Here is a 20,811-nt window from a genome sequence, read left to right as displayed (position 1 = left end):
CCTCGACCATCCAATCCTCGAGTGCGATACCTCCACACATGCCGGTCAGCCAAGGAACCATACGTGATCTGATTGAGGACCCGGACTATTCCAGGGGTCTCGATTACTACAGGAAAGACCGGGTTTCCTCCTGCAAAATCCTCAGCAACACCCATATTATCGGTTCGGTGCTCGGAAGCAGGCAATTAGCCTACACGCAGAACGTTACCCTTGAGTGGAACAGCCGGGGAGCGCTTATCGATATCCAAGGCGTCTGCAGTTGTCCGGTCGGGTTCAACTGCAAGCACGTTGCCGCTCTCATGCTTGAGGCCTCACAGCGCCTCGCCGGTCCGTCCTCACCCTCGAAACCCTTGTCGCAGGAAGTCGCAACGCTTCTGAAAACGACCGAAGAAGTCGATTCTCCGGTCAAATCCTGGCTCGCCAGTCTGGAGGCGGACAATTTGCCTGGCGAAGACGATCCGGAGGTTCATCCGCCGCAGGTCAGGGACAGACTGTACTACGTGGTTTCCCCGGATGCTTCGGGCTCCATGGATGTTACGCTCTTCAAGATGACGATGCGCAAGGACGGCACGCTGAAGGAAAACAACCGGCCTTACGAGCCGATGTTCTTCCGGAGCCGGCAACGCCCCAAATTCGTGCTGCCGTCGGACATGCGGGTCTGCATCTTGCTGGACCGGTGCAACCTCATCGAAAAGTGGGATTTCGGCTCCAAAGCTCATCCGGAGGATCTGGCACTGGCCTTCCGGAAAATGATCGAAACCGGCCGGGCTTGCTGGATGCGGCCGGACGGGCCGGCGCTGAACCTTGGCCCGTCCCGGAAAGGCCGCTTCGAGTGGCGGACCAAGGCGTCCGGGTCGCAGGCTCTTTGCGCGGTTGATCAGTCGGGCATGGACCTTTGCACCGTCATCATCGATGTGCCCTATTATATCGACCCGGAAACCGGCACTTGCGGAGAACTGGACTTCGACGTTCCGCCGCACACGGCCAGCCTGCTGTTCGGTGCGCCGGATGTTCCTCCCGACAAGGCGTCGCAAGTGGCGCAAACGCTGCAGTCTCTCGCGGGCGGAAAAATCCCCCTTCCCGACGTCCTGACGCAGGAAGTCCGGACGGACTGTACACCCGTGCCTGTCCTGAAATTACTGAGTTTGAAAGCCGGCAGAAATCTGTTCGACTATTCCAAACACCAGCAAAATCAGCAAACCATCCAGATACTGCGACTGGGTTTCAACTATGAGGAGCACTTTGTTCCCCAGTCCTCTCAGCAGGAGGTCATGTTCCGCGAAGGTGGAAAGCTGATAACGCTCAGGCGCAACAAGAAGCTGGAAGATGCCGCGATAGACCGGTTGGGCACCTATGGTGCGGTTCCCTTGCGCCGTTCACCCTATTTCGACTGCAAAGCGATGAAGGATGGCGACCTGGCGTTTCCGGACAGGACCGCTCCGGCCGAATACGCAAGCATTGTGGGAGACGGCCGGACTTTCGGAAAAGAAACACTTCTGGAATTCATGGCGGAGGCGATCCCGGAGTTGAGACGATCCGGCTGGATCGTGGAAATCGACAAGAGCTGGCCATTCAGGCTGCATTCGGGACCATCAACCATTACGGCCGGCATTGAAGCCGCAACTCCGGAAGGGCCTGGTGCACCGGAAAAAAGCGATTGGTTCGACTTTGCGCTTAAAATGGAAGTGAATGGAGAGATCATCGACATTCTTCCGCTGGCGCTGTCCCTGATAGATGCATTGCCGCCGGATCTGACGGATGACCGTTCGGAGAATACCGCTGAGGGAGTACCAGACCCTTTCGATATCGAAAATTTCCTCGACGAGTTGATCCTCTACCCGCTCCTTCCCGACGGCTCATATCTGCGTTTGGAAGCCGCGGCACTCGCTCCGTTGATCAAGGCGTTGCTTTCCGTCCACGGGCTGGGTGGTTCGTTCCACAGGGCAGAATCAGCCAGAGTGGCCGAACTGGCGGACGCGCTCGACGGGTGCGGGATACCTTTTGCGGGCGGAGAAGCGTTGCTGGAGCTGGGAAGGAAACTGCGGCGCCTGGCAAATCCTCAGGAATTGAAAGCACCTGAGGCCTTTCACGGCATACTCCGTCCCTATCAGCTTGCCGGCTACGGCTGGATGCGCGCTCTTTGCGAGACAGGCTTCGGCGGTGTACTGGCCGATGACATGGGACTGGGCAAAACCGTTCAAACCCTCGCCCTGCTTGCATTCCTGCACGTGGAACGGCAGAGCGACCGGCCCAGTCTGCTGATCGTTCCGACCAGTCTCATCGGCAACTGGCAACGCGAGGCGGCAACGTTTGCGCCTGGGCTCAAGATGCTGGTTCTCCACGGACTGAACAGAAAGAATCTCTTCGCCGCAATTCCGGACCACGACGTCGTCGTAACGACCTATCCCTTGCTGCACCGGGACATCGAAACCTTGCAGAAGCATGTCTTCAACCTGGTCATTCTCGATGAGGCACAGGCTGTCAAGAATCCGGCCTCGGCGGTGGCGAAGCGTATTCGAGAGGTCGATTGCCGCCAGCGTCTGGCGCTGACCGGCACGCCGTTGGAAAACAATCTGGAGGAACTCTGGTCGCTGTTCGATTGGCTCGTGCCCGGCTTGTTGGGAAACCGGAAGAATTTCAATCAGATATTCCGCACTCCGATTGAAAAACAAATGGACCTAACCGCGCACCGGAAATTGGTTTCAAAGGTCAGGCCATTCCTTCTTCGCCGCACCAAGGAGCAGGTAGCGCCGGAACTACCCGAAAAAACCGAAATCACCGAATTGGTTTCGCTCAACCAAGGTCAAACAGCTCTTTATGAATCCATCCGATCGGCGATGGACGACCGCGTCCGGCAAGCCATTCGCGAGAAGGGCCTGAACGGGAGCCGGATAACTGTACTGGATGCCCTGCTCAAGCTCCGGCAAGCCTGCTGCGACCCCGCCCTGGTCAAGCTTGATGCGGCTTCAAAGGTGCGTGAAAGCGCGAAGCGCGCAAGGCTGATGGAGATGCTGGAAGAGCTGATATCCGAAGGCCGCCGGGTTCTGGTCTTCTCCCAGTTTGTCGAAATGTTGAACCTGATTGAGGCTGACATCAAAGATCGCCGTTGGGAATTCTTGACCTTGACCGGACAATCCCGGAACCGAACGCAGCTGGTCGAGAAATTCCAGACCGGTACAGTCCCTGTCTTTCTGATCAGCCTGAAGGCCGGTGGCGTCGGGCTTAACCTCACCGCCGCAGACACCGTGATCCTCTACGATCCATGGTGGAACCCGGCGGTCGAACGCCAAGCCATGGACCGTACACACCGCATCGGACAGGAGAAATCCGTTTTCGTCTACAAACTGGTCGCTGAAGGAACGGTGGAAGCGGCCATCCAGGTTCTTCAGACCAAAAAGCAGGCGCTAGCCGACAACCTCTTCGAAGAAACCGGTTCCGGGCCTCTTGCAATGACTGAAACCGATCTGATGGAACTGTTCAAACCCGTGGGAGCCTAAAACCATCGGTGCTGGCCGATGTCCCGGCATGCCTTGCAACTTTCACAATCACTGGCTACGGCTGTCCGGGTCTTACCAGATCCGGATTGCCCATGCCTTTGAAACTGCGCGCCGCCACCGAAGCCGACGCATCTGCGCTCACAGACATCCTGCATCGTGCCAAGGCCTCCTGGGGTTATCCGGAGGACAGGATGGCCGAATACCGGGAACACTGGCGTATCTCGGAAGCCACTATCCGGTCCCTGAAGATGACCGTCGCCGAGCGTAACGGACGGCCGGTCGGCTTTTCCGGCCTGTCCCGGCAGGGCGATGACACGCTGATGGTCGATTTTCTTTTCGTCGATCCCGACGTCCAGGGAACGGGCGTCGGCAACCTGCTTCTGAGACGCGCAGAAGACCACGCCCGGTCCGAGGGGCTGACACGCCTTTACCTGGAAAGCGACGCTCACGCCCGCGCCTTCTACGAACGGCGCGGTTTCAAAACCCTCGCAACACGGCCAAGCGAGATGTCGCCCGGCAAAGACATTCCTTTGATGGAAAAGACCCTGCTGCCGGGTGTCCACCAAATCAGCGAACTCGAGATTTCCGTTTCGCCCTATCCCTGGCAATTCGAGAGCGAGCACCGGGCAGAAATCGAGGCCTATTTCGAAGACGCGAAAAAGCGCATCCCGCTTCTGTGGAACGGCCGGACGCTGAAGCTGACAGGTCACTCTTTCAAGGACGGCATCTTCAGGGGTACCTGCGCCGAATGTTCCTATGCCGCCTTTCTTGCCTGGCGGGATTGGGGCGCACCAGACCTTACCTCAAACAATCTCTTCGGCTCGGCCATCCTGCGCTCGTCTGACGGCGCGCTTCTTTATGGCGTCATGTCGGAAAAGACCGCAACCGCCGGCATGATATATCCACCCGGCGGCAATCTTGACCCGACGGATCTGAGGCCCGACGGCAAGGTGGATGTCATCGGCGCGATCTATCGCGAGCTGGAGGAGGAAACGGGCCTGACCCAGGCAGACATCCGCCCGGCGGAACTGCTGGTCGCCTTCGACGGACCGCGCATTTCGATCAGCCAGGTCATGGATGTATCGCGTCCTGCCGATGAGTTGCGCACCGAGATCATGCGGTTTTCGGATCAAACCGAAGAACAGGAGCTGTCGGACATGCGCATCATCCAAACCCTGGAGGATCTTCAGGACCCTGCAATCGTCGCATATGCCCGCGCCGTCGGTGCCTGCCTGCTGGCGCAAAAGGCTTAAAGCACGCCCCCGGAAGGCAATAATTTGTTCACCACGAATGCGCACTAATCACTGGCAGGTCTTGCCCGAAAATGCAAAAGTCCGCTCACCTTTGACCAGGGTCCGCTCAGAATCGGGATCTGGTCACGGATTTCTGAGGAACCGTCAGTGCCGGGGGAGCGCGGTGAAACGGGTCCGGCAGCACAGGAACCATCAAGGCGCCCGCCGACATGCGGTTTCGCATGTAGACGGGTCAGCCTAGGGAGACAAGAAATATGAGCCGACGCTACGCGATCCTGGATGTCTTCACCAACACAAGCCTTGCAGGGAACCCCCTGGCGGTGGTTCTGGATTCCGAAGGCCTCAGCGACACGCAGATGCAGAAGATCGCCGGCGAATTCAATCTCTCCGAGACCGTGTTTGTCTTCCCGCCCGACAATCCGGGCCAGTCCGCTACCATGCGCATCTTCACACCGAAGGTGGAATTGCCCTTCGCCGGGCATCCGACCGTCGGCACCGCGATCCTCCTGGCGACCGAGCGTTTCGGCGATGTGTCAGGCGAGCAGGATGCCGTCGTCGTGCTGAAACAGAAGATCGGCACCGTGCGCTGCGCCGTGATCCTGCGCGAACACGCGGCCGCCTTTGCCGAGTTCGACGTGCCCAGCCTGCCGGAACCGTCCGGCCCGACCCATAATGTCGAGCTGATTGCCGCCGCGCTCAACCTGGAACCGTCCGACATCGGCTTCGAGAACCACGCCCCGTCCTGCTTCCGCGTGGGCCCACCCTTCACCTTCGTGCCGGTGCGTGATCTCGACGCGCTGGCACGCGCCAAGCCGATGCTCTCCATGTGGAAGGCCGGTTTCGGCAAGAACGGGCACGGCGATGCCTATGTCTATTGCCGCGAGACGCGCTCCCATGACAGCGCCTTCCACGCACGACTCTTCGCGCCCGACATGGGCATCATGGAAGATCCGGCAACCGGTTCGGCGGCAGCCGCCTTTGCCGGCGTTGTCGACTATTACGACGACCTGCCCAACGGCACTCACCACATCCGCATCGAACAGGGTTTCGAAATGGGCCGGCCGTCGCTGATCGATCTGGAAATCGACATTGCCGGAGGCAAGATGCATGCTGTCCGGATCGGCGGCCAGGCGACACTGGTCGCCCGCGGCGAACTGTTTCTCTGACCGTCAGACCAGTGCTGAAATCGCCTCGGCTGTCTTGTCGGTTCGCGGCGACACGCCGAAAGCACGGGAATATTCGCGGCTGAACTGGGTCGGGCTTTCATATCCGACCTGGAAGGCTGCCCTTGCAACCGACAGCCGCTCTGCCTGCAGCAGCCTGCGCGCCTCCATCAACCGCAGCTGCTTTTGAAACTGCAGCGGCGTGGCACCCGTAATCTCCTTGAAATGGGCATGAAAGGCCGAAACGCTCATGCCCGCCACCTGTGCCAGATCGTCCACCCGGAAGACGGAGCAGATGTCTTTCCGGATCGCCGCAATCGCCCTGGCAATGCGCGTCGCATGGCTGTCCTGCTCCGCAAGTTGGCGCAGGATCGCCCCATGGCCTGCCGTCAGCAGCCAGAAATGGATTTCCCGCAGGATCAGAGGTTCCAGCACAGGCGCTGCCTCAGGCATTTCCGTCAGCTCGAACAGGCGCCGCATGGCATCGATGATGGCAGCATCCGCCCTGCCGCTGGTCACGGCCCGTGCTCGCCCCTGCCCTGACCTTTGAGTCCCGTCCTGATCCTGCGGGCCAATGTCAGCTGCCAGTTCCCGGATCAACCCCATGTCGAGCGGAATGGCGAACGCAACATAGGGCTCCTCCCGGCTTGCCGTGACCACCTTTGCCTGGGCCGGCAGATCCAATCCGACAATCAGCGACTGCCCCTTGCCGAAGCGGATGGTCTCCGAACCAAGATAGGTCTGTTTCTCCCCCTGGAGAACCAGGCAGAAAATCGGCTGATAGACGACCGGATAGATCAGGGTTGGCCGGCGTTGCCGCACCAGCGTCAAACCGGTAACACCCACCGGAAACGGATCGCTTCCAGCGTTTCTTGCATCTGCAAAGTCAACGACTTTTCGGATCAACCTGTCAGTCTGCATGTCGGGCTCCAAGATCCCTCCTTGGTACGGCACCGGACGAAGCCTGACAATGCACTCATATCCTACATCTGGAGAAATAGGCATGAATTGCGGAGGAACAAGCAGGAACAGAGGTGTCGCCGGGATTATCTCCTGATCATCACCGATCCCGTAACTCACCGGAGACCAAAAATGACCACCGATCGCAAAATCGCCCTTGTCACCGGCGGCAGCCGTGGCCTTGGCCGCAACACCGTCCTGCACCTTGCCCGGAGCGGCATCGACACGATCCTGACCTATCGCTCCGGCAAGGCGGAGGCCGAGAAAGTCGTCGCGGACGTCGCTGCTCTTGGCGGGCGCGCCGTTGCCTTGCCGCTCGACACATCGTCCACATCGGGCTTCGGCGCCTTTGCCGACGCGACTGCCGCAGCACTGAAGGACACCTGGCAGCGCGATACGTTCGACTACCTGATCAACAATGCCGGCATGGGCATTCACAAGCCCTTCGCGGAGACCTCCGAAGATGATTTCGACCAGCTGATGAACGTGCATGTGAAGGGGGTCTATTTCCTGACCCAGCGGATGCTGCCGCTGATCGCCGACGGCGGACGGATCGTCAACATCTCCACCGGTCTTGCCCGCTTCTCCCTGCCCGGCTATTCCGCCTATGCCTCAATGAAGGGCGCCGTCGAGGTGCTGACACGCTACCTGGCCAAGGAACTCGGCCCCCGGCGCATCGCCGTCAACACGCTGGCACCCGGCGCTATCGAAACGGATTTCGGCGGCGGGGTCGTACGCGACAATCCGCAGGTCAACGAATACATCGCCTCCACGACGGCCATGGGCCGCGCGGGTCTGCCGGACGATATCGGCGGTGCGATCTCGGCATTGCTCAGCGGAGAAACCGGCTGGATGACCGGCCAGCGCATCGAGGTGTCGGGCGGCCAGAACCTCTGACCCTCGAACGGCAACTATTATTTCCAAAATGACCCGCGGCGGCCCGGAAAGGACCGCCGCGGGCAGATCTCATTCAGCGGCTTCCGCCTGCGGCTGCGGCGCGGTCTTTGCCCAGCTCGGCAGGCTTTCCAGGCGCAGATACCAGGCCTTGATGTTGGGATAGCTGTCCAGCGGGATCTGCGATTGTGGGTGCAGCACCAGAGCCGAATAGGCACCGACCGCAAAATCGGCGACGGTCACCTTGTCTCCCAGAATAAAGGCACGGCCGGCCAGTTGGTTGTCGAGAACGGCGGCAAAGCGGTGGAAGTTCTGCAGACCCTCGTCGATCTTGGCCTGATCCGGCTCGCCCATGCCGAACATCCCCTTGGCAATCGTCTCCCAGGCAATCTCGGCAACGGCGCGGTTGTAGTGCTGCGCTTCCCAGGACATCCAGCGAAGGATTTCGAAACGGGCCTTCCGGTCCGATGGGCAGAACTCCTCCGCCCCAGCCCGGTCGCACAGGTAAACCATCGTTGGATTGGCTTCCCACAGGTTCATGTCGCCAACGACCAGGGTCGGCACCTTGCAGTTGGGATTGGCAGCCCGGACGTCGTCACGCATATGCTCGCCGTCCTTCAGGTTCAATCGGTGAACCTCCACCTCGCCAAACAGGCCAAGATGATGCAGCACCGCTTCGACGCGGCGGCAATTGGGGGAAATGGGTGCTGTATAGAGTTTCATGTCCGTCTCTCCTGTCGGAAATGGGAAACCGGCTATCCGGTTGCCAAAAGAATTGAGTTCCGTGAGCGCGCACCACGTTTACTCAACCGATTAGTTGACTATAATGGAATTAGGTGATAGTCAACCAAAAGGTTCACTTTATGACTGTGACGCATATGCCCCAACTCGACGCCACCTTTGCAGCCCTCAGCGACGGCACCCGCCGTGCGATCGTCGCCCGGCTCGCCGATGGCGAAACCTCGCTGTCCGACCTCGCCGAACCCTTCGACATGTCGCTGACGGCGGTCTCAAAGCATCTGCGCGTGCTGTCCGATGCCGGACTGGTGGATATCGAAAAGCGCGGCCGCACCCGCCATTGCCGCCTGCGCGGTGCTCCGATCAAGGAAGCCGTCGACTGGCTGAGCAAATACGAAGCCTTCTGGATCGACCGTTTCGATGCCCTTGCACGACACCTGGCCAAGGAGAATGACCAATGACCGTTCAACAGCCTGCCCGAGAGTTTCTCAAATCCGAACCGGGCCACGAGCCGGTCATTGTCGAGGGCCTTTTTCGGGCAGCTCCCGCACGTATCTTCCGGGCTTTTACCGAGCCTGAGGAAGTCCGCTGCTGGTTTCTGCCAAAAGGCGGCAATCGGGTTTCGGCGGAGATCGACCTGAAGGTCGGCGGCCGCTGGTGCTTCGTCATCGAGAAAACGGCAGAAAAACAGATCCATTTCGAGGGCGAGTACCTCGCCATCGACGCCCCGAACCGGCTCGAATTCTCCTGGCGTCATGTCCAGGAATTCGCCGACGGAACGCGCGAGTCCACCGACAGTTCCAGGGTCTCGGTGACCTTCACTGAAGCCGGCAAGGCGACGGAAGTCAAACTGCGCCACGAGGCCATCAAGACCGAAGACGCGCGCCGCGGTGTCGGCGGCGGCTGGGACGGCTGCTTCGGCCGCCTGGCGGAACTGGTCGCGGCCTGACGTCTTGCGCCGTGAACAGACAGGACAATCGCATAAGGCAAGGGCGGCCCCCTCTCCCATTGGGAGAGGGTTGGGGTGAGGGAACAAACTTCTCAGAATGAAGCGAACGTCTGCCCCCTCACCCGGCGCAGTTGCGCCGACCTCTCCCAACGGGAGAGGTAAATTTGGGCTCGACTGCTTCGGCCGCCTGGCGGAACTGGTCGCGGCTTGAGGAACCGAAGGCGGTAAATACCGAATTCTACCGGACTGCGCGGCGCGCTCGGGTGTCACCCCGGGCGAGCAACGCGAGACCCGGGGTGACACCGAGAAAAACGTCTGAAAGGAGAGCAACATGACCACGCCGACTATCGTCAGCCGGGAAGACTGGCTGGAGGCCCGCAAGGCGTTTCTGGAGCAGGAGAAGGCTTTCACGAAGGAACGAGACGCGCTTTCCGCCGCGAGACGGACGCTGCCGGTCACGATCGTTGACAAGGACTACGTGTTCGAAACGCCGGCAGGAAACAAGACGCTCAGCGATCTTTTCGGCCCGCATGCACAGCTTGTCGTCTACCACTTCATGTTCGGCGAAACCTGGGCGGAGGGCTGCCCGAGCTGTTCCTTCTGGGCCGACAATTTCGAGCGCCTCGACGTGCATCTCGCCGCCCGCGATACGGCCCTTGTCGCGATTTCCAACGCGCCGCTGGAAAAGCTGGAAGCCTACAAGAAGCGTATGGGCTGGACGTTCCCCTGGGTCTCGACCGCCGGCAACGGCTTCGGCGTCGATTTCAGGGTGACGTTTCCCGGCAAGGAAATCCGCGACGGCAAGGGCTACAACTACACAGCCACAATCCATGGCGAGGAAATGCCGGGTGTCAGCACCTTCCTGAAGCTGGACGACGGCCGTATCGCCCACACCTATTCCACTTATGGCCGCGGCCTCGACATGCTCAACATGGCCTACAACCTCCTCGATCTCACTGCCCTCGGCCGGCACGAAGAAAACCTCCCCTGGCCGATGGCCTGGGTCCGGCGGCGGGACAGGTATGCGGATGAGGGGTAGCAGGCAATCACATGCAGTCTCTCACGACCTCATCCTGAGGAGCGCGGAAGCGCGTCTCGAAGGATGAGGTTGAAGCTTGCTGCCAACCCGTTCAGGCCGCGATCCCGGCCACGGTTGGGCACAAGACACTACCTCCTGAAAAACCAACAAAAACAGCTCTTTGGCGGAAATTTTCTGTCGCTCCGTCCAACATCATGGAAACAACAGGAGGGTCCATGATGTCTTTTGCAAAACTGGGTGCGGTGTGTTTCGGCCTCTGGGGGCTGCTGCATATCGCGGGAGGCGGCTATATTCTGTCGGCGGCTCTTCTCTCCGGCCCCGGTGCCGGTTACACGATCTATGGCCACGACGGCAGCGCCCTTCCCGGCCAGGCCGGTGCCGTGCTCGCCTATTTCGCCTATCTTCTGATCCTGGCCGGGGTCGCTTCGCTCGCCATTGCCGCCACTTTGAACCGGACCAACTCTCAGACCGGACTTGCCATCAACACCGGGCTGATCGCCGCCGTCGAACTGGGGCTCATTCTCTTTCTGATCATCCCCGGCTATCTTTCGGTTCCGGATGCCCTGCCGGGCTTCGTTCTCTTTGCCCTGGCAGCTCTTTTCGGCGGCATCGCCTGCAACAGGAGCCCAAGCCATGCGTGACGACGCGCCCGGCGACCTGACAGCCAAGGCCAGGCGCGGCGACCATGCTGCCTTTTCCAGACTTGTCGAGGCGGAACTGCCGAAACTGCGCCGGATCGTCGGGCGCATGATCGGCCACAGGCAGGATGCGGAAGACGTGCTGCAGGAAGCGCTGGCGAAAGCCTGGTCCGGGATCGGCCGTTTCGAAGAACGGGCGCAGTTTTCCACCTGGGTAACCTCGATCGTCAGCCGCTGTGCCGTCGATCATCTCAGAACCCAGAAACGCTGGCGGACGGAAGCGCAGGTGGCCTATGCCAATCTTTGCTTCCAGTCCGAAGAGCTGTCCGGCGAAGTCATGGGAGCCATGTCCAACCCGGAATTCGCCTACGAAGTGCGTGAACACATTGCCTATTGCTTTGCCTGTGTCGGCCGGTCTCTGCCGCCGGACGAACAGGCGGCGCTTGTTCTGCGCGATGTGCTTGATCTCTCGGCGCGCGAGGCTTCGACCGTGCTCGGCATTTCCGATGCGGTCCTCCGTCACCGCCTCTCCGCAGCACGATCAGCCATGCAGGACAAATTTGAAGGCCTCTGCGCCCTCGTCGGCAAGGGCGGCATCTGCCATCAATGTGCGGGACTGAAGATGGCCGCCGGTGGCGATGGTGACACCACAAGCTTTCCGGATATCGCCGACTATGCCGAACGCATGGCCGTAGTGCGCAAGGCCGAACCCGGGAGCATGCAAGGCCTCCACGCCGTCTTCTGGCGCCGGACAAAGGAAATCGAGGAGAGCGGCGCCGGGTCGACCGAACCGGTGTCGGGATGTGGAGAAGACGATGCCGGGGACACAAAAGCGGAACCTTAAGCGCCTGCCGCTGCCCAAACGCTTCAATGCGGCGCTCAGCGAAAAGGCCTACGAACGGCTCCGTGCACTCAACGCAGACTGGCACTACGGCAACAACTATCTTCTGACGATCCTCCTGGAGAATTTCGACGAGATTGTTGACGCAGACCGGTTCGAAGCGGTGATGAAAACCTTCATTGCGGACTATGGCCAGCCGGAGGGCGGCGGGATGACATCCGGCTGAGCCCTCGCCCTGTCGTTTCTGCCGACCTTGGTCCCTTGCCGGCCCGCCATTTGTGTAAGCTCCGGAAAAGCCGGTTGCATCATCGTGAAACCTGACTTAAGAACAGAACCCGTTAACCGTCAGGTCACGCTTTTGAGCCAGTTTTGACGGTACGTTTGTTGAAGACGACCAAAGGCCAGTTGAGACCCATGATCGCGGTTTGCGACATTTCCGGTTCTTGCACCAGCGCGCAGCCCCTGCGCGGCGGCCTTATTCTACTTGGCGATCTCCTCCTTCTTAGATGCCCCTGAGCGTCGGCTGCTCCGCTTTGAATTAGGCGGAACGGGCACTTAGGGGAGAGTTTCTAAAGAACCGCATCAGACATCGGATCGCGCCTCGCCTTTTCTCCACTTTGCGACTACAAAGGCCCGATCCAAGCCAGGGACGAAACGACATGACTGCCACCTCCGAGAAGGACCAGATCCGGATCTTCGACACCACCTTGCGCGACGGCGAACAGTCGCCCGGCGCGTCCATGACGCTGGAAGAGAAGCTGCAGATCGCCGAGATCCTCGACGAAATGGGCGTCGACATCATCGAGGCCGGCTTCCCGATCGCCTCCAACGGCGACTTCGAGGCCGTCAGCGAGATCGCCAAGCGCTCCAAAAACTCCGTCATTGCCGGCCTCGCCCGGGCCATCCACGCCGATATCGACCGCTGCGGCGAAGCCGTGAAGCATGCCGAGAAGGGCCGCATCCACACTTTCGTCTCCACCTCGCCGATCCATCTGAAGTTTCAGATGAACAAGACGGAAGAGGAAGTTCTGGCGATCATCACCGACACGGTGACCCGTGCGCGCAACCTGATCGACGATGTCGAATGGTCGGCAATGGATGCCACCCGCACGCCGATCGAGTATCTGTGCCGCTGCGTTGAAGCCGCCATCAAATGCGGTGCGACCACGATCAACCTGCCGGACACGGTCGGTTATGCGACGCCGGACGAATACAAGGCCATGTTCGAGCAGATCCGCGAGCGGGTGCCGAATTCCGACCAGGCGATCTTCTCCGTGCACTGCCACAATGACCTGGGGCTGGCTGTCGCCAACTCGCTGGCCGGTGTCACCGGCGGTGCGCGCCAGATCGAATGCACCATCAACGGCCTCGGCGAACGGGCCGGCAACGCGGCGCTGGAAGAGATCGTGATGGCAATCCGCACCCGCGCGGACGTGCTGCCCTATGTGACCGGGATCGATCCGAAATTCATGGTCCGAGCCTCCAAGATGGTGGCCGGTGCCTCCGGTTTTGCAGTCCAGTACAACAAGGCCATCGTCGGCAAGAACGCCTTCGCCCATGAAAGCGGTATCCACCAGGACGGCATGCTGAAAAATGCCGAGACCTACGAGATCATGCGGCCCGAGGATGTCGGCGTGAAGTCGACCTCGCTGGTGATGGGCAAGCATTCCGGCCGCCATGCGTTCCGAGACAAGCTGAAGGAACTGGGCTTCGAACTGGGCGACAACGCCCTGCAGGACGCCTTCCGCCGTTTCAAGGATCTCGCCGACCGCAAGAAGCACGTCTATGACGAGGACATCGAAGCCTTGGTCGAGGACGAGATCAACATCCTGGGCGAAAGCACCAAGGTGATCGCGCTGACAGTCATCGCCGGCACCGGCGGTCCGCAGAAGGCCATCCTGACCATGGATGTCAACGGCCAGCACATCACCAAGGAATCCACCGGCGACGGCCCGGTCGACGCGACCTTCAACGCCATCAAGCTGATCGTGCCGCATGAGGCCAAGCTGTCCCTCTACCAGGTGCATGCGGTTACCGAAGGCACCGACGCCCAGGCGGAAGTCTCGGTGCGGCTGGAAGCCGGCGGGCGCATTGCCACCGGCAAGGGTGCGGACACCGACACCCTGGTCGCCTCCGCACGCGCTTATGTGTCGGCCATGAACAAGCTGGCCCTGCGCCAGCAGACCAGCAACCCGGGCGCCCTGGCCGCCGTCTGAGGAAGCAATAGGGCGTTGGCCAAATGACCCGACCCGGCAAAACCGGACGCGGCCTTCATGAATGAAACAGTCAAACCCCTGAAGGTTCCCTTCAGGGGTTTGTCATTTCCGGTCTGGTGACATGGTCTTGGGTTCACGCTCCGGACCCTCACGAGGGGTCAGGTTCAGGCCAGTGTTTTCAAGAACCTGAAAGTTTAAAATCCCTATTCCACAGACGAATTCAAAATCAACCGGCGCTTTTGTTTCCGAATATTTCTTCATCTTGAAAACACCAGTCGCCACTCTCAACTGCAATAATACGAGTCTGTGACAAGGTCTCCGGATGTGTCCACATCGAAGATGCTCTACCTCTTTAAGGTCGATCAGCTTTGGACGCTCGACCGATTCCGGTCGTGTGTCTGCTGATCTGGCGAATAAACGAAGGTTATAGTCACTGCTCAGAAGGTTATTTTCTGTGATCGTCTGCGGGTCGACCGGGTAGACACGAACAGGATTTTAACCTTCCCTGTCACAGACTGGATGCAATCTTGCGCATCTGTGATGTAGATCACGTTTCCCGCATGCGGCGAGGAGCATGCTGCACTTCAAGGAAAAGGCGGCTTCGGCTGTCAGGTCCCAACAACATAAGAACCGACACGGAGATCGAGCAATGCCCCCACACGCTCACCCTCACCGCCTCAATGCTCCCCCTCCGGGCCGGAACATCTTCTACCTGGTTCCCTCAGGCACCCAGAGCACGACGTCCGACAATATCGGCACCTTCCTGCGGCTGGGGGAATATTCCGACGTCGAGAAGCGGGTCTTTGACCACGGCCATCAGTCGGATCTCTATCCTGCGAAACACGTCTCCGATGAAGGCAACGACAGCTCCGTCTATACCAACGCTGCCGGAGGTTCCCAGGGCATCCTGATGTCCTGCGACGGGCGTCTTCTGATCAAGACCGCCGAAAAGATGTATGTGGAAAGCGGCGACTATCACCAGAAGACAAGCAATTACGATCTGGATGTCGACGGCAACATGAATGCAACCGTCCAGAACAACTTCAACCTCACCACCGAAAAAGGTGACATGACCGTAACCAGCGCCAGCAAGCTGAAGGTCGAGTGCAATGCCGAGGAGCGCAAGATCAAGGGCAAGTCCACGCACACTTACGACAAGTGGCACCTGATCAAATACAAGGATTCCTACGAGAGCCATAAATACGGCTGGGATTTCCAGAGCATCTACGGTTTCAACATGACCTCCTATTATGGTGGCATCATGGAGTCCGTCTATGGCGTACGGATGCAGTTCGACAAGTTCAACTTCTTCTCCGACTGGGTGTGCTTCAACTGGAAGGGCGTCCAGATCGACCTGAAGACGATCGTGATGAAGAAAGTCACTGCAAAATTCGGCTCGACCGATTGCAAGGCCGAATTGAACGAGATCATGGTTGGCCTGGAAGGCCTGAAAGTTGAGAACAGCACCATGAAAGGCATGTGTGGCAATCTTCAGGTCCAGACTGTCACGGCCGAGTTGAAGAACTCCGGCTGCGACGTCAAGCTTGGCAACCTCACCTGCTATGTCTGATCCGAACCTGACCCCAGTCACCTGAACCTGAAGTTCGTCACATTTGCCGGCACGCTCCGGACAAACTTCAGCTTCAGGAAGGTGACCAGCAAGTTTATGTTTCTAGTGCGGTTTTCGAACTTGAAAAACGCTCCGGCGGATGCTGCTGAAATGAGGCGGTTTTCAAATTCACCACACTGGGCTTCATGACCGAGAGTTGGAACGCTAGAAGTTAGCAATCGGTCCAAAGACAACAAACGGTGAGAGAGCAGCTTGCCAGCAATCATCAAACCGACCCGCGTTTCGGTAGCCTACCAGACTGAACCGTCTCGGGACGGTGCCCTGACCACGGTTTCCGCCTATGCCCTCTTCGATTTCGCCGATCCAGGTCGCCTGCTGACGGAACAGGCTCTCTGGCCGATGGTGACGGAGCAGATGCCAAATGGTGCCATCTTCGACAAGGGCCAGTTGAAACCGAAGGGCGAGGTCATCATCGCCGGCTGTGCGCTCTCGCCAACCGACGCCCCGATTGAAGGCATCACGGTCACGGCGCGCTTCGGCGCATTCCAGAAACAGCTGGCGGTCTTTGGTGACCGCTACTGGCAGCTGACCGACCGGGGCCTGCAGATCAGCCGGCCTGCCCCTTTCCTGAAGATGCCGATCGGCGACGTACAGGCCTTCGGCGGAGCCGGTTACGCCCCCAATCCGCGCGGCAAGGGCTTCAGTGCCCGGAACCTGGTCGATGCTGGCTACGATGCACCGCTTCCCAATGTGGAAAATCCGGCGCAGCTCATCAAATCCCTCGACGACCGCCCGGTCCCGGTGCATTTCGGCCCGATCCAGGCGGACGATCCGGCCCGGTTGAGGTATCTCGGCACCTATGACCAGTACTGGATGGAAAATGTCTCGCCGCTGAAACCGGAGGATTTCAATCCCCTCTATCATTGCGAGGCTCCAGCCGAACAGCGCTTCGACAAGTTCTTCAGCGGCGGCGAAACCTTCATGATCACCGGCATGAGCCGGGGCGAAGCCTCTGTCGGCGGAGCGCTTCCGCGCCTCACCGCGCGCTGTTTCTACAAGGACATCCCCGGTGACGCGCTGATGGAAACCTCCATGCGCTGCGATACGGTGACCCTCTTCCCGAACGTGCAGAAAGCGGTTCTCACCTTCCGCGGACTGGTGCGCGGCACCGACCGCTTTGCCGAGGACATCGGCGCCATCATGGTGGCCCTGGAGCACACCGATGCACCTCGCCGGGACGGCAGCTTCTACGCCGACGTCTTTCAGAAACGCACCTCCAAGGAGGAAGGCCACAAATACGCGCTTGCCGACTACCAGTTGATGCCGGAAGTCGATCCTGCGGTGCTCAGTGCAAAACGCCAGGCCAAGCTGGAAAAGGCGGCGGCCGACCGGCAGAAATTCAGCGACAACCAGACCTGGGCCCTGCGCAAGATGCTGGAAGACGAAGGCCTACCCGGCGATCTGGTCCAACCGCAGCCGAATGACATTCTGGACGACATTCCCCTGGTCGCACAGCCGACTGCCGAGGAACTGGAAAATGGCGAAGTCGATCTCGCGGCCCTGCTCGACGACATCCAGGCTGTTGAAGACGCGCTTCTGGAAAAACGCGACCGCGAAATGGTGAAGGCCGAACTGCGGCGACGGGCAGTCGTTGCTTCCCTCCCGCCCGATCGCCTGCCACCGAAAATGGCCGTTCCGATCGTCGAGGACGACCTTGTCGCAAGATTTCCCGATATCGGCATCGAACCGGAGTTCGCAGAGAGCCTGGCACAGATCGGCAGCCAATCGTTGTCTTCGCCTGACCGTCTATCGGGAAACTTCTCGGGCGCCTCCGAAGGGGACGACAGGCAGCTGGCGGCACTAACGGGGCTTGATGACCTTTTCGGAACGCCATCGGAGGAAGAGGCGGCCGAAACAGCCTACCAGAAAGCCGTAGCACGCGCCCAGCGCCTGCCGGAGGGCAGCCTGCTGGCAGACATGCGCAAGGCAATCCGGGATATGGACCTTTCCGGGCTCGATCACGCAGGGCCGGAGGCCGACCCGGGTGCAGCGCCGACCGAGGTGCTGCCGACCGCCGTCCCTCTGGACGAAGATGCGAAAAACGCGGTCACCGAACGCCTGCAACAGGGCCTGACCCGCCCCGGCGCCTCCAAAAGCTCGCAGCAAGACTTCGACAACCTTCTGGATGCGTTGCTGGAAAGTGGCAAGGCGACCGAAGCCAGGCACCTTAAGCCCACGGCAGATCAATCGCCCGCCGAAGGCGCGCCCTCCTCCATCGCCACGGCCCTGGAACAGCTCGACAAGTCGGAGAGCATGATCGATGAAAACATGGCGATGGCGCGCCAGCAGGCGCCCGCACCGATTTTTCCACTGGAGGAGCTGCCGGAGGGCGTTGCAATCCGTCTCGGTGCCTTCGTTGCCGGAAAACTGCGGGAAGGGTACGATTTCAAGGGTGCAGACCTGGCCGGCGCGGATCTGCGCGGGCTCGATTTCAGTGGCCGGGATCTCGCCGACACCTTTTTTGAACGCGCGGATCTGACCGGTGCACGATTTGCCGGATGCAATCTGACCGGAGCTGTTTTCACCGGTGCAACACTGGACAACGCGGACCTGTCGGGTACCGATCTTACCCACGCCAACCTGAGCAGGGTCAAAGCGAGGAACCTCCGGCTCGATAACGCGAAGCTGAACGACATTCATATCTTTCAATCCGACTTCGCAGGCGCAACCGGCAACAATGCGGACCTGGAGAAGGTGCGCTTTCTGGAAACCATCCTCGACGGGTTCAAGCTCCACCAGAGCCGCATCACGGATTGCCAGTTTCTCTCCGGCAGCGCCGACGGGTTCGAGGCCTCGGCTTCGCGGCTTCTGCGCTCCGCGTTCGTGCTCATGTCCATGAAGGGCATGGACATTTCAGACAGCGACCTGGAGCGCGTCGCTTTCGTGGAAACCCAGGCTCCCGGAATGAATGGGCGGAACGGCAAGTGGCTGTCCGTCGGCGTGATGGGGGCGTGCGATCTGACAGGGTCCCGATTTGCCGGACTGAACGCAATGGAAAGCTCCTTCAACACCGCAAAGATGGCTGAATGCTGTTTCCTCAGGGCACAGGGCAATGCCTGCTTCTTCAATGCTTGCGACCTGGAGTCCAACGACTTCCGCCTTGCGTCGTTCCGCAATTCCCTGTTCGGCAGATCGAACTTCAAGGGAAGCGATTTTTTCGGTGCCAATCTCTTCATGGCGGCCCTGACCGGTGTCGATCTGCGGCAATGTTCCATGCGCGCCGCCAATCTCTATGCCGCCGACCTTCTTGAAGCAAAGCTGACAGGCTGCGATCTGACGGGGGCCAATCTCGGCCTTACACTCCTGGAGCAACCGGCAAATGTCTGACGCGCCACAAAAGAAACCGGTATCGTTGGAAGACATCCTGGCGTTCCACGCCCACGAGCAGCCGATTATGCTGAGGACAGCGCCCGGGCTTTCCTTTGCCGGACTGAACCTGGCCGGCATTCGCTTCATCCAATGCGACCTGTCGGGCTGCGATTTCTCGAATGCCGTCCTGTCCGATGCACAGATGATTTCGTGCGAACTCAAAGACACCAATTTCAACGGCTGCGACCTGAAGAAGACCCAGTTCATCGGTTGCGACATGTCGGGCTCCGAGATGCGCGGGACACTGGTCGAGAAGCTGCAGATCGTCGGCGGCGATGCCAGCAACTGCATGTTCGAAGGCAGCACCTTCGAGGAAGTTTCAATCGCGCAGACGAAACTCGAAAACGCGGATTTCTCGGGCTGCGGCTTCTACCGGGCAGCGCTCGTCGCGCCGGATATAAGAGGCGCACGCCTTACCGGCGCAGCCTTGACGAACTTCATGCTGACCGAAGCGGACCTGAGGCCCGTCGATCTGTCCGGCGTCCATATCGATATCGCGCTCTTTGCCGAGGCCAACCTCTCCGGGCTCGATCTGTCGGGACAAGCCTGGCAGCACTGCACCTTCCATCAGGGCACTTTCAAGGGCACGAATTTCGACGGCGCCGACCTTACCGCCTCCATCTTCGCCGAATGCGATTTTGAGGGCGCATCTTTAAGAGGAGTGACGGCGAACTCCACCGGCTTCGTCAAGAGCAAGCTGGACGGTGTCGATCTGTCCGGCAGCCAGTTGTCGATGGCGAACTTTGCCGGCGCCAGCCTGCCGGGCGCGCGCTTTGCCAGGTCGCAGATGTTTTCCGCCGTCCTTCAGGAGGCCGATTGCCGGGCCGCCCTTTTCGATGAGTGCGACTTGAGGCAGGCGGAATTCTCGCATGCCGATCTGTCCGGTGCTTCGCTCGCGGCGAGCGCTTTCAGCTACACCAAGTTTCATGGTGCCAAAACCGAACAGACTGTGATGCTCGGCACATCCGGAAGCCGGATCGAAACCGATACTGAACGTTTGAAAGCGGAACTATACCGGACGGAGAAAGTCGCCCTCGATGGCGAGGCTCCGCTCAATGGAGGGACAGTCTGATGCCTTTCGTCAATTCCCAGGGGCCTATCCCGGGCATGGATTTCGCGGTTCCGGATGTCTACCTGCAGACGACTCCGGCCGGTCCCGTTCCGATTCCTCTCTTTTCCATGGGTTTGCGCTCGACGGAGATACCGACCTGCTTCCGCACCCTGATCATGTGCATGCCGGCTCACAACATGACCAACCTCGCGCCTGTGACAATCAGCGGCCCGGGACCGGGCGTTGCCTCCGGCATGGTCTGTTCCAACAGCCGCAACATCAAGGGGTCGGTGAAGTTCTTCATCCAGTGCATACCGGCGACCCGGGCCCTGATGGACCCGACCGCGCAGAACGGCCTGTCACCGAATTCGGTCGGCACCACGCTGGTCCCCTCCCAGATCCGCCTTCTCAATCCGAGTGGCTGAGCGAGACAAACGCAAACGCATTTTCCCCGGCGTTTCCCGGAGGTATAAGTGGGTTGCAGGATCTACCGTTCAGGCCACAGTAAGGCCAATCCTCTAAGGTCGCGGCAAACCGGCGTGACCCGGCCCCCTCCCGCAAGACAGCGAGCCG

General features: G+C 59.9%; 18 protein-coding genes and 1 pseudogene. 16 read left to right on the top strand and 3 right to left on the bottom strand.

Annotation, left to right across the window (positions count from 1 at the left end; all coding sequences use genetic code 11):
• Window positions 1–38: 38 nt before the first annotated feature.
• From ACX3M4_RS28175 to ACX3M4_RS28160, 4 genes and pseudogenes are all read left to right on the top strand, one after another.
• A pseudogene (locus tag ACX3M4_RS28175) lies at window positions 39–308 on the top strand (SWIM zinc finger family protein); the annotation flags it as partial.
• 579 nt (window positions 309–887) lie between these two features.
• Complete coding sequence (locus ACX3M4_RS28170) at window positions 888–3,497, top strand: DEAD/DEAH box helicase (RefSeq protein WP_459359516.1); 2,610 nt, start codon at window positions 888–890, stop codon at window positions 3,495–3,497.
• Between the two features lie 92 nt (window positions 3,498–3,589).
• Entirely contained in the window at window positions 3,590–4,750 is a 1,161-nt protein-coding gene (locus ACX3M4_RS28165; protein WP_459356236.1) for a GNAT family N-acetyltransferase, read from the top strand.
• 254 nt (window positions 4,751–5,004) lie between these two features.
• A complete protein-coding gene (locus ACX3M4_RS28160) occupies window positions 5,005–5,916 on the top strand; it encodes a PhzF family phenazine biosynthesis protein (protein ID WP_459356235.1) in 912 nt (303 codons plus the stop codon).
• 3 nt (window positions 5,917–5,919) lie between these two features.
• On the opposite strand, the gene ACX3M4_RS28155 is transcribed toward ACX3M4_RS28160, so the two are convergent.
• A complete protein-coding gene (locus ACX3M4_RS28155) occupies window positions 5,920–6,834 on the bottom strand; it encodes an AraC family transcriptional regulator (protein WP_459356234.1) in 915 nt (304 codons plus the stop codon).
• 171 nt (window positions 6,835–7,005) lie between these two features.
• Between ACX3M4_RS28155 and ACX3M4_RS28150 the strand changes: the two genes are divergently transcribed.
• Complete coding sequence (locus ACX3M4_RS28150; RefSeq protein ID WP_459356233.1) at window positions 7,006–7,770, top strand: SDR family NAD(P)-dependent oxidoreductase; 765 nt, start codon at window positions 7,006–7,008, stop codon at window positions 7,768–7,770.
• A gap of 69 nt (window positions 7,771–7,839) precedes the next feature.
• Here the strand turns inward: ACX3M4_RS28150 and ACX3M4_RS28145 are convergent, their stop codons facing one another.
• Window positions 7,840–8,490, bottom strand: a complete 651-nt coding sequence (locus ACX3M4_RS28145; RefSeq protein ID WP_459356232.1) for a glutathione S-transferase family protein — start codon at window positions 8,488–8,490, stop codon at window positions 7,840–7,842.
• Window positions 8,491–8,630: 140 nt separating this feature from the next.
• Between ACX3M4_RS28145 and ACX3M4_RS28140 the strand changes: the two genes are divergently transcribed.
• The 7 genes from ACX3M4_RS28140 to ACX3M4_RS28110 all read left to right on the top strand — a co-directional run bounded on the left by ACX3M4_RS28140 (window position 8,631) and on the right by ACX3M4_RS28110 (window position 14,188).
• On the top strand, window positions 8,631–8,966 hold the full coding sequence (locus ACX3M4_RS28140; RefSeq protein WP_459356231.1) for an ArsR/SmtB family transcription factor: 336 nt from the start codon (window positions 8,631–8,633) through the stop codon (window positions 8,964–8,966).
• A complete protein-coding gene (locus ACX3M4_RS28135) occupies window positions 8,963–9,454 on the top strand; it encodes an SRPBCC family protein (RefSeq protein ID WP_459356230.1) in 492 nt (163 codons plus the stop codon). Before ACX3M4_RS28140 ends, ACX3M4_RS28135 begins: the two co-directional genes overlap by 4 nt.
• A gap of 331 nt (window positions 9,455–9,785) precedes the next feature.
• A complete protein-coding gene (locus ACX3M4_RS28130) occupies window positions 9,786–10,493 on the top strand; it encodes a DUF899 domain-containing protein (protein WP_459356229.1) in 708 nt (235 codons plus the stop codon).
• 218 nt (window positions 10,494–10,711) lie between these two features.
• Window positions 10,712–11,134 (top strand): hypothetical protein, encoded by a 423-nt coding sequence (locus ACX3M4_RS28125; protein WP_459356228.1) that lies wholly within the window; start codon window positions 10,712–10,714, stop codon window positions 11,132–11,134.
• Window positions 11,127–11,975: an RNA polymerase sigma factor gene (locus tag ACX3M4_RS28120; protein WP_459356227.1), complete on the top strand. Its 849-nt coding sequence runs from the start codon at window positions 11,127–11,129 to the stop codon at window positions 11,973–11,975. Before ACX3M4_RS28125 ends, ACX3M4_RS28120 begins: the two co-directional genes overlap by 8 nt.
• The gene (locus tag ACX3M4_RS28115; protein ID WP_459356226.1) at window positions 11,947–12,198 is read left to right on the top strand and encodes a hypothetical protein; all 252 of its coding nucleotides are present in this window, start codon (window positions 11,947–11,949) and stop codon (window positions 12,196–12,198) included. The genes ACX3M4_RS28120 and ACX3M4_RS28115 overlap by 29 nt, the downstream gene beginning before the upstream one ends.
• A 433-nt stretch (window positions 12,199–12,631) precedes the next feature.
• Entirely contained in the window at window positions 12,632–14,188 is a 1,557-nt protein-coding gene (locus ACX3M4_RS28110) for a 2-isopropylmalate synthase (protein WP_459356225.1), read from the top strand.
• A gap of 102 nt (window positions 14,189–14,290) precedes the next feature.
• On the opposite strand, the gene ACX3M4_RS28105 is transcribed toward ACX3M4_RS28110, so the two are convergent.
• Window positions 14,291–14,449 carry a hypothetical protein gene (locus ACX3M4_RS28105; protein ID WP_459356224.1) on the bottom strand — a complete coding sequence of 53 codons (159 nt, stop codon included), beginning with the start codon at window positions 14,447–14,449 and terminating at the stop codon, window positions 14,291–14,293.
• A 388-nt stretch (window positions 14,450–14,837) separates the two neighbouring features.
• On the opposite strand from ACX3M4_RS28105, the gene ACX3M4_RS28100 reads away from it, so the two are divergent.
• The 4 genes from ACX3M4_RS28100 (at window position 14,838) to ACX3M4_RS28085 (ending at window position 20,663) form a co-directional block, all read left to right on the top strand.
• Complete coding sequence (locus ACX3M4_RS28100; protein WP_459356223.1) at window positions 14,838–15,758, top strand: hypothetical protein; 921 nt, start codon at window positions 14,838–14,840, stop codon at window positions 15,756–15,758.
• Between the two features lie 252 nt (window positions 15,759–16,010).
• Window positions 16,011–19,145, top strand: a complete 3,135-nt coding sequence (locus ACX3M4_RS28095) for a DUF2169 family type VI secretion system accessory protein (RefSeq protein WP_459356222.1) — start codon at window positions 16,011–16,013, stop codon at window positions 19,143–19,145.
• The gene (locus ACX3M4_RS28090) at window positions 19,138–20,259 is read left to right on the top strand and encodes a pentapeptide repeat-containing protein (protein WP_459356221.1); all 1,122 of its coding nucleotides are present in this window, start codon (window positions 19,138–19,140) and stop codon (window positions 20,257–20,259) included. The genes ACX3M4_RS28095 and ACX3M4_RS28090 overlap by 8 nt, the downstream gene beginning before the upstream one ends.
• Entirely contained in the window at window positions 20,259–20,663 is a 405-nt protein-coding gene (locus ACX3M4_RS28085; RefSeq protein WP_459356220.1) for a PAAR-like domain-containing protein, read from the top strand. The genes ACX3M4_RS28090 and ACX3M4_RS28085 overlap by 1 nt, the downstream gene beginning before the upstream one ends.
• Window positions 20,664–20,811: the final 148 nt, after the last annotated feature.

This window comes from Roseibium sp. M-1 (assembly GCF_054515675.1).
The sequence above is the reverse complement of the archived record's forward strand: the minus strand, read 5'-3'. Positions and strand labels throughout refer to the sequence as shown.

Coding starts and splice junctions, on each gene's coding strand:
- ACX3M4_RS28110 (WP_459356225.1), top strand. CDS start 12,632: ATGACTGCCACCTCCGAGAAGGACCAGATCCGGATCTTCGACACCACC.
- ACX3M4_RS28130 (WP_459356229.1), top strand. CDS start 9,786: ATGACCACGCCGACTATCGTCAGCCGGGAAGACTGGCTGGAGGCCCGC.
- ACX3M4_RS28120 (WP_459356227.1), top strand. CDS start 11,127: ATGCGTGACGACGCGCCCGGCGACCTGACAGCCAAGGCCAGGCGCGGC.
- ACX3M4_RS28105 (WP_459356224.1), bottom strand. CDS start 14,449: ATGAAGAAATATTCGGAAACAAAAGCGCCGGTTGATTTTGAATTCGTC.
- ACX3M4_RS28135 (WP_459356230.1), top strand. CDS start 8,963: ATGACCGTTCAACAGCCTGCCCGAGAGTTTCTCAAATCCGAACCGGGC.
- ACX3M4_RS28145 (WP_459356232.1), bottom strand. CDS start 8,490: ATGAAACTCTATACAGCACCCATTTCCCCCAATTGCCGCCGCGTCGAA.
- ACX3M4_RS28170 (WP_459359516.1), top strand. CDS start 888: ATGGACCTTTGCACCGTCATCATCGATGTGCCCTATTATATCGACCCG.
- ACX3M4_RS28165 (WP_459356236.1), top strand. CDS start 3,590: ATGCCTTTGAAACTGCGCGCCGCCACCGAAGCCGACGCATCTGCGCTC.
- ACX3M4_RS28160 (WP_459356235.1), top strand. CDS start 5,005: ATGAGCCGACGCTACGCGATCCTGGATGTCTTCACCAACACAAGCCTT.
- ACX3M4_RS28100 (WP_459356223.1), top strand. CDS start 14,838: ATGCCCCCACACGCTCACCCTCACCGCCTCAATGCTCCCCCTCCGGGC.
- ACX3M4_RS28140 (WP_459356231.1), top strand. CDS start 8,631: ATGACTGTGACGCATATGCCCCAACTCGACGCCACCTTTGCAGCCCTC.
- ACX3M4_RS28150 (WP_459356233.1), top strand. CDS start 7,006: ATGACCACCGATCGCAAAATCGCCCTTGTCACCGGCGGCAGCCGTGGC.
- ACX3M4_RS28090 (WP_459356221.1), top strand. CDS start 19,138: ATGTCTGACGCGCCACAAAAGAAACCGGTATCGTTGGAAGACATCCTG.
- ACX3M4_RS28115 (WP_459356226.1), top strand. CDS start 11,947: ATGCCGGGGACACAAAAGCGGAACCTTAAGCGCCTGCCGCTGCCCAAA.
- ACX3M4_RS28085 (WP_459356220.1), top strand. CDS start 20,259: ATGCCTTTCGTCAATTCCCAGGGGCCTATCCCGGGCATGGATTTCGCG.
- ACX3M4_RS28125 (WP_459356228.1), top strand. CDS start 10,712: ATGTCTTTTGCAAAACTGGGTGCGGTGTGTTTCGGCCTCTGGGGGCTG.
- ACX3M4_RS28155 (WP_459356234.1), bottom strand. CDS start 6,834: ATGCAGACTGACAGGTTGATCCGAAAAGTCGTTGACTTTGCAGATGCA.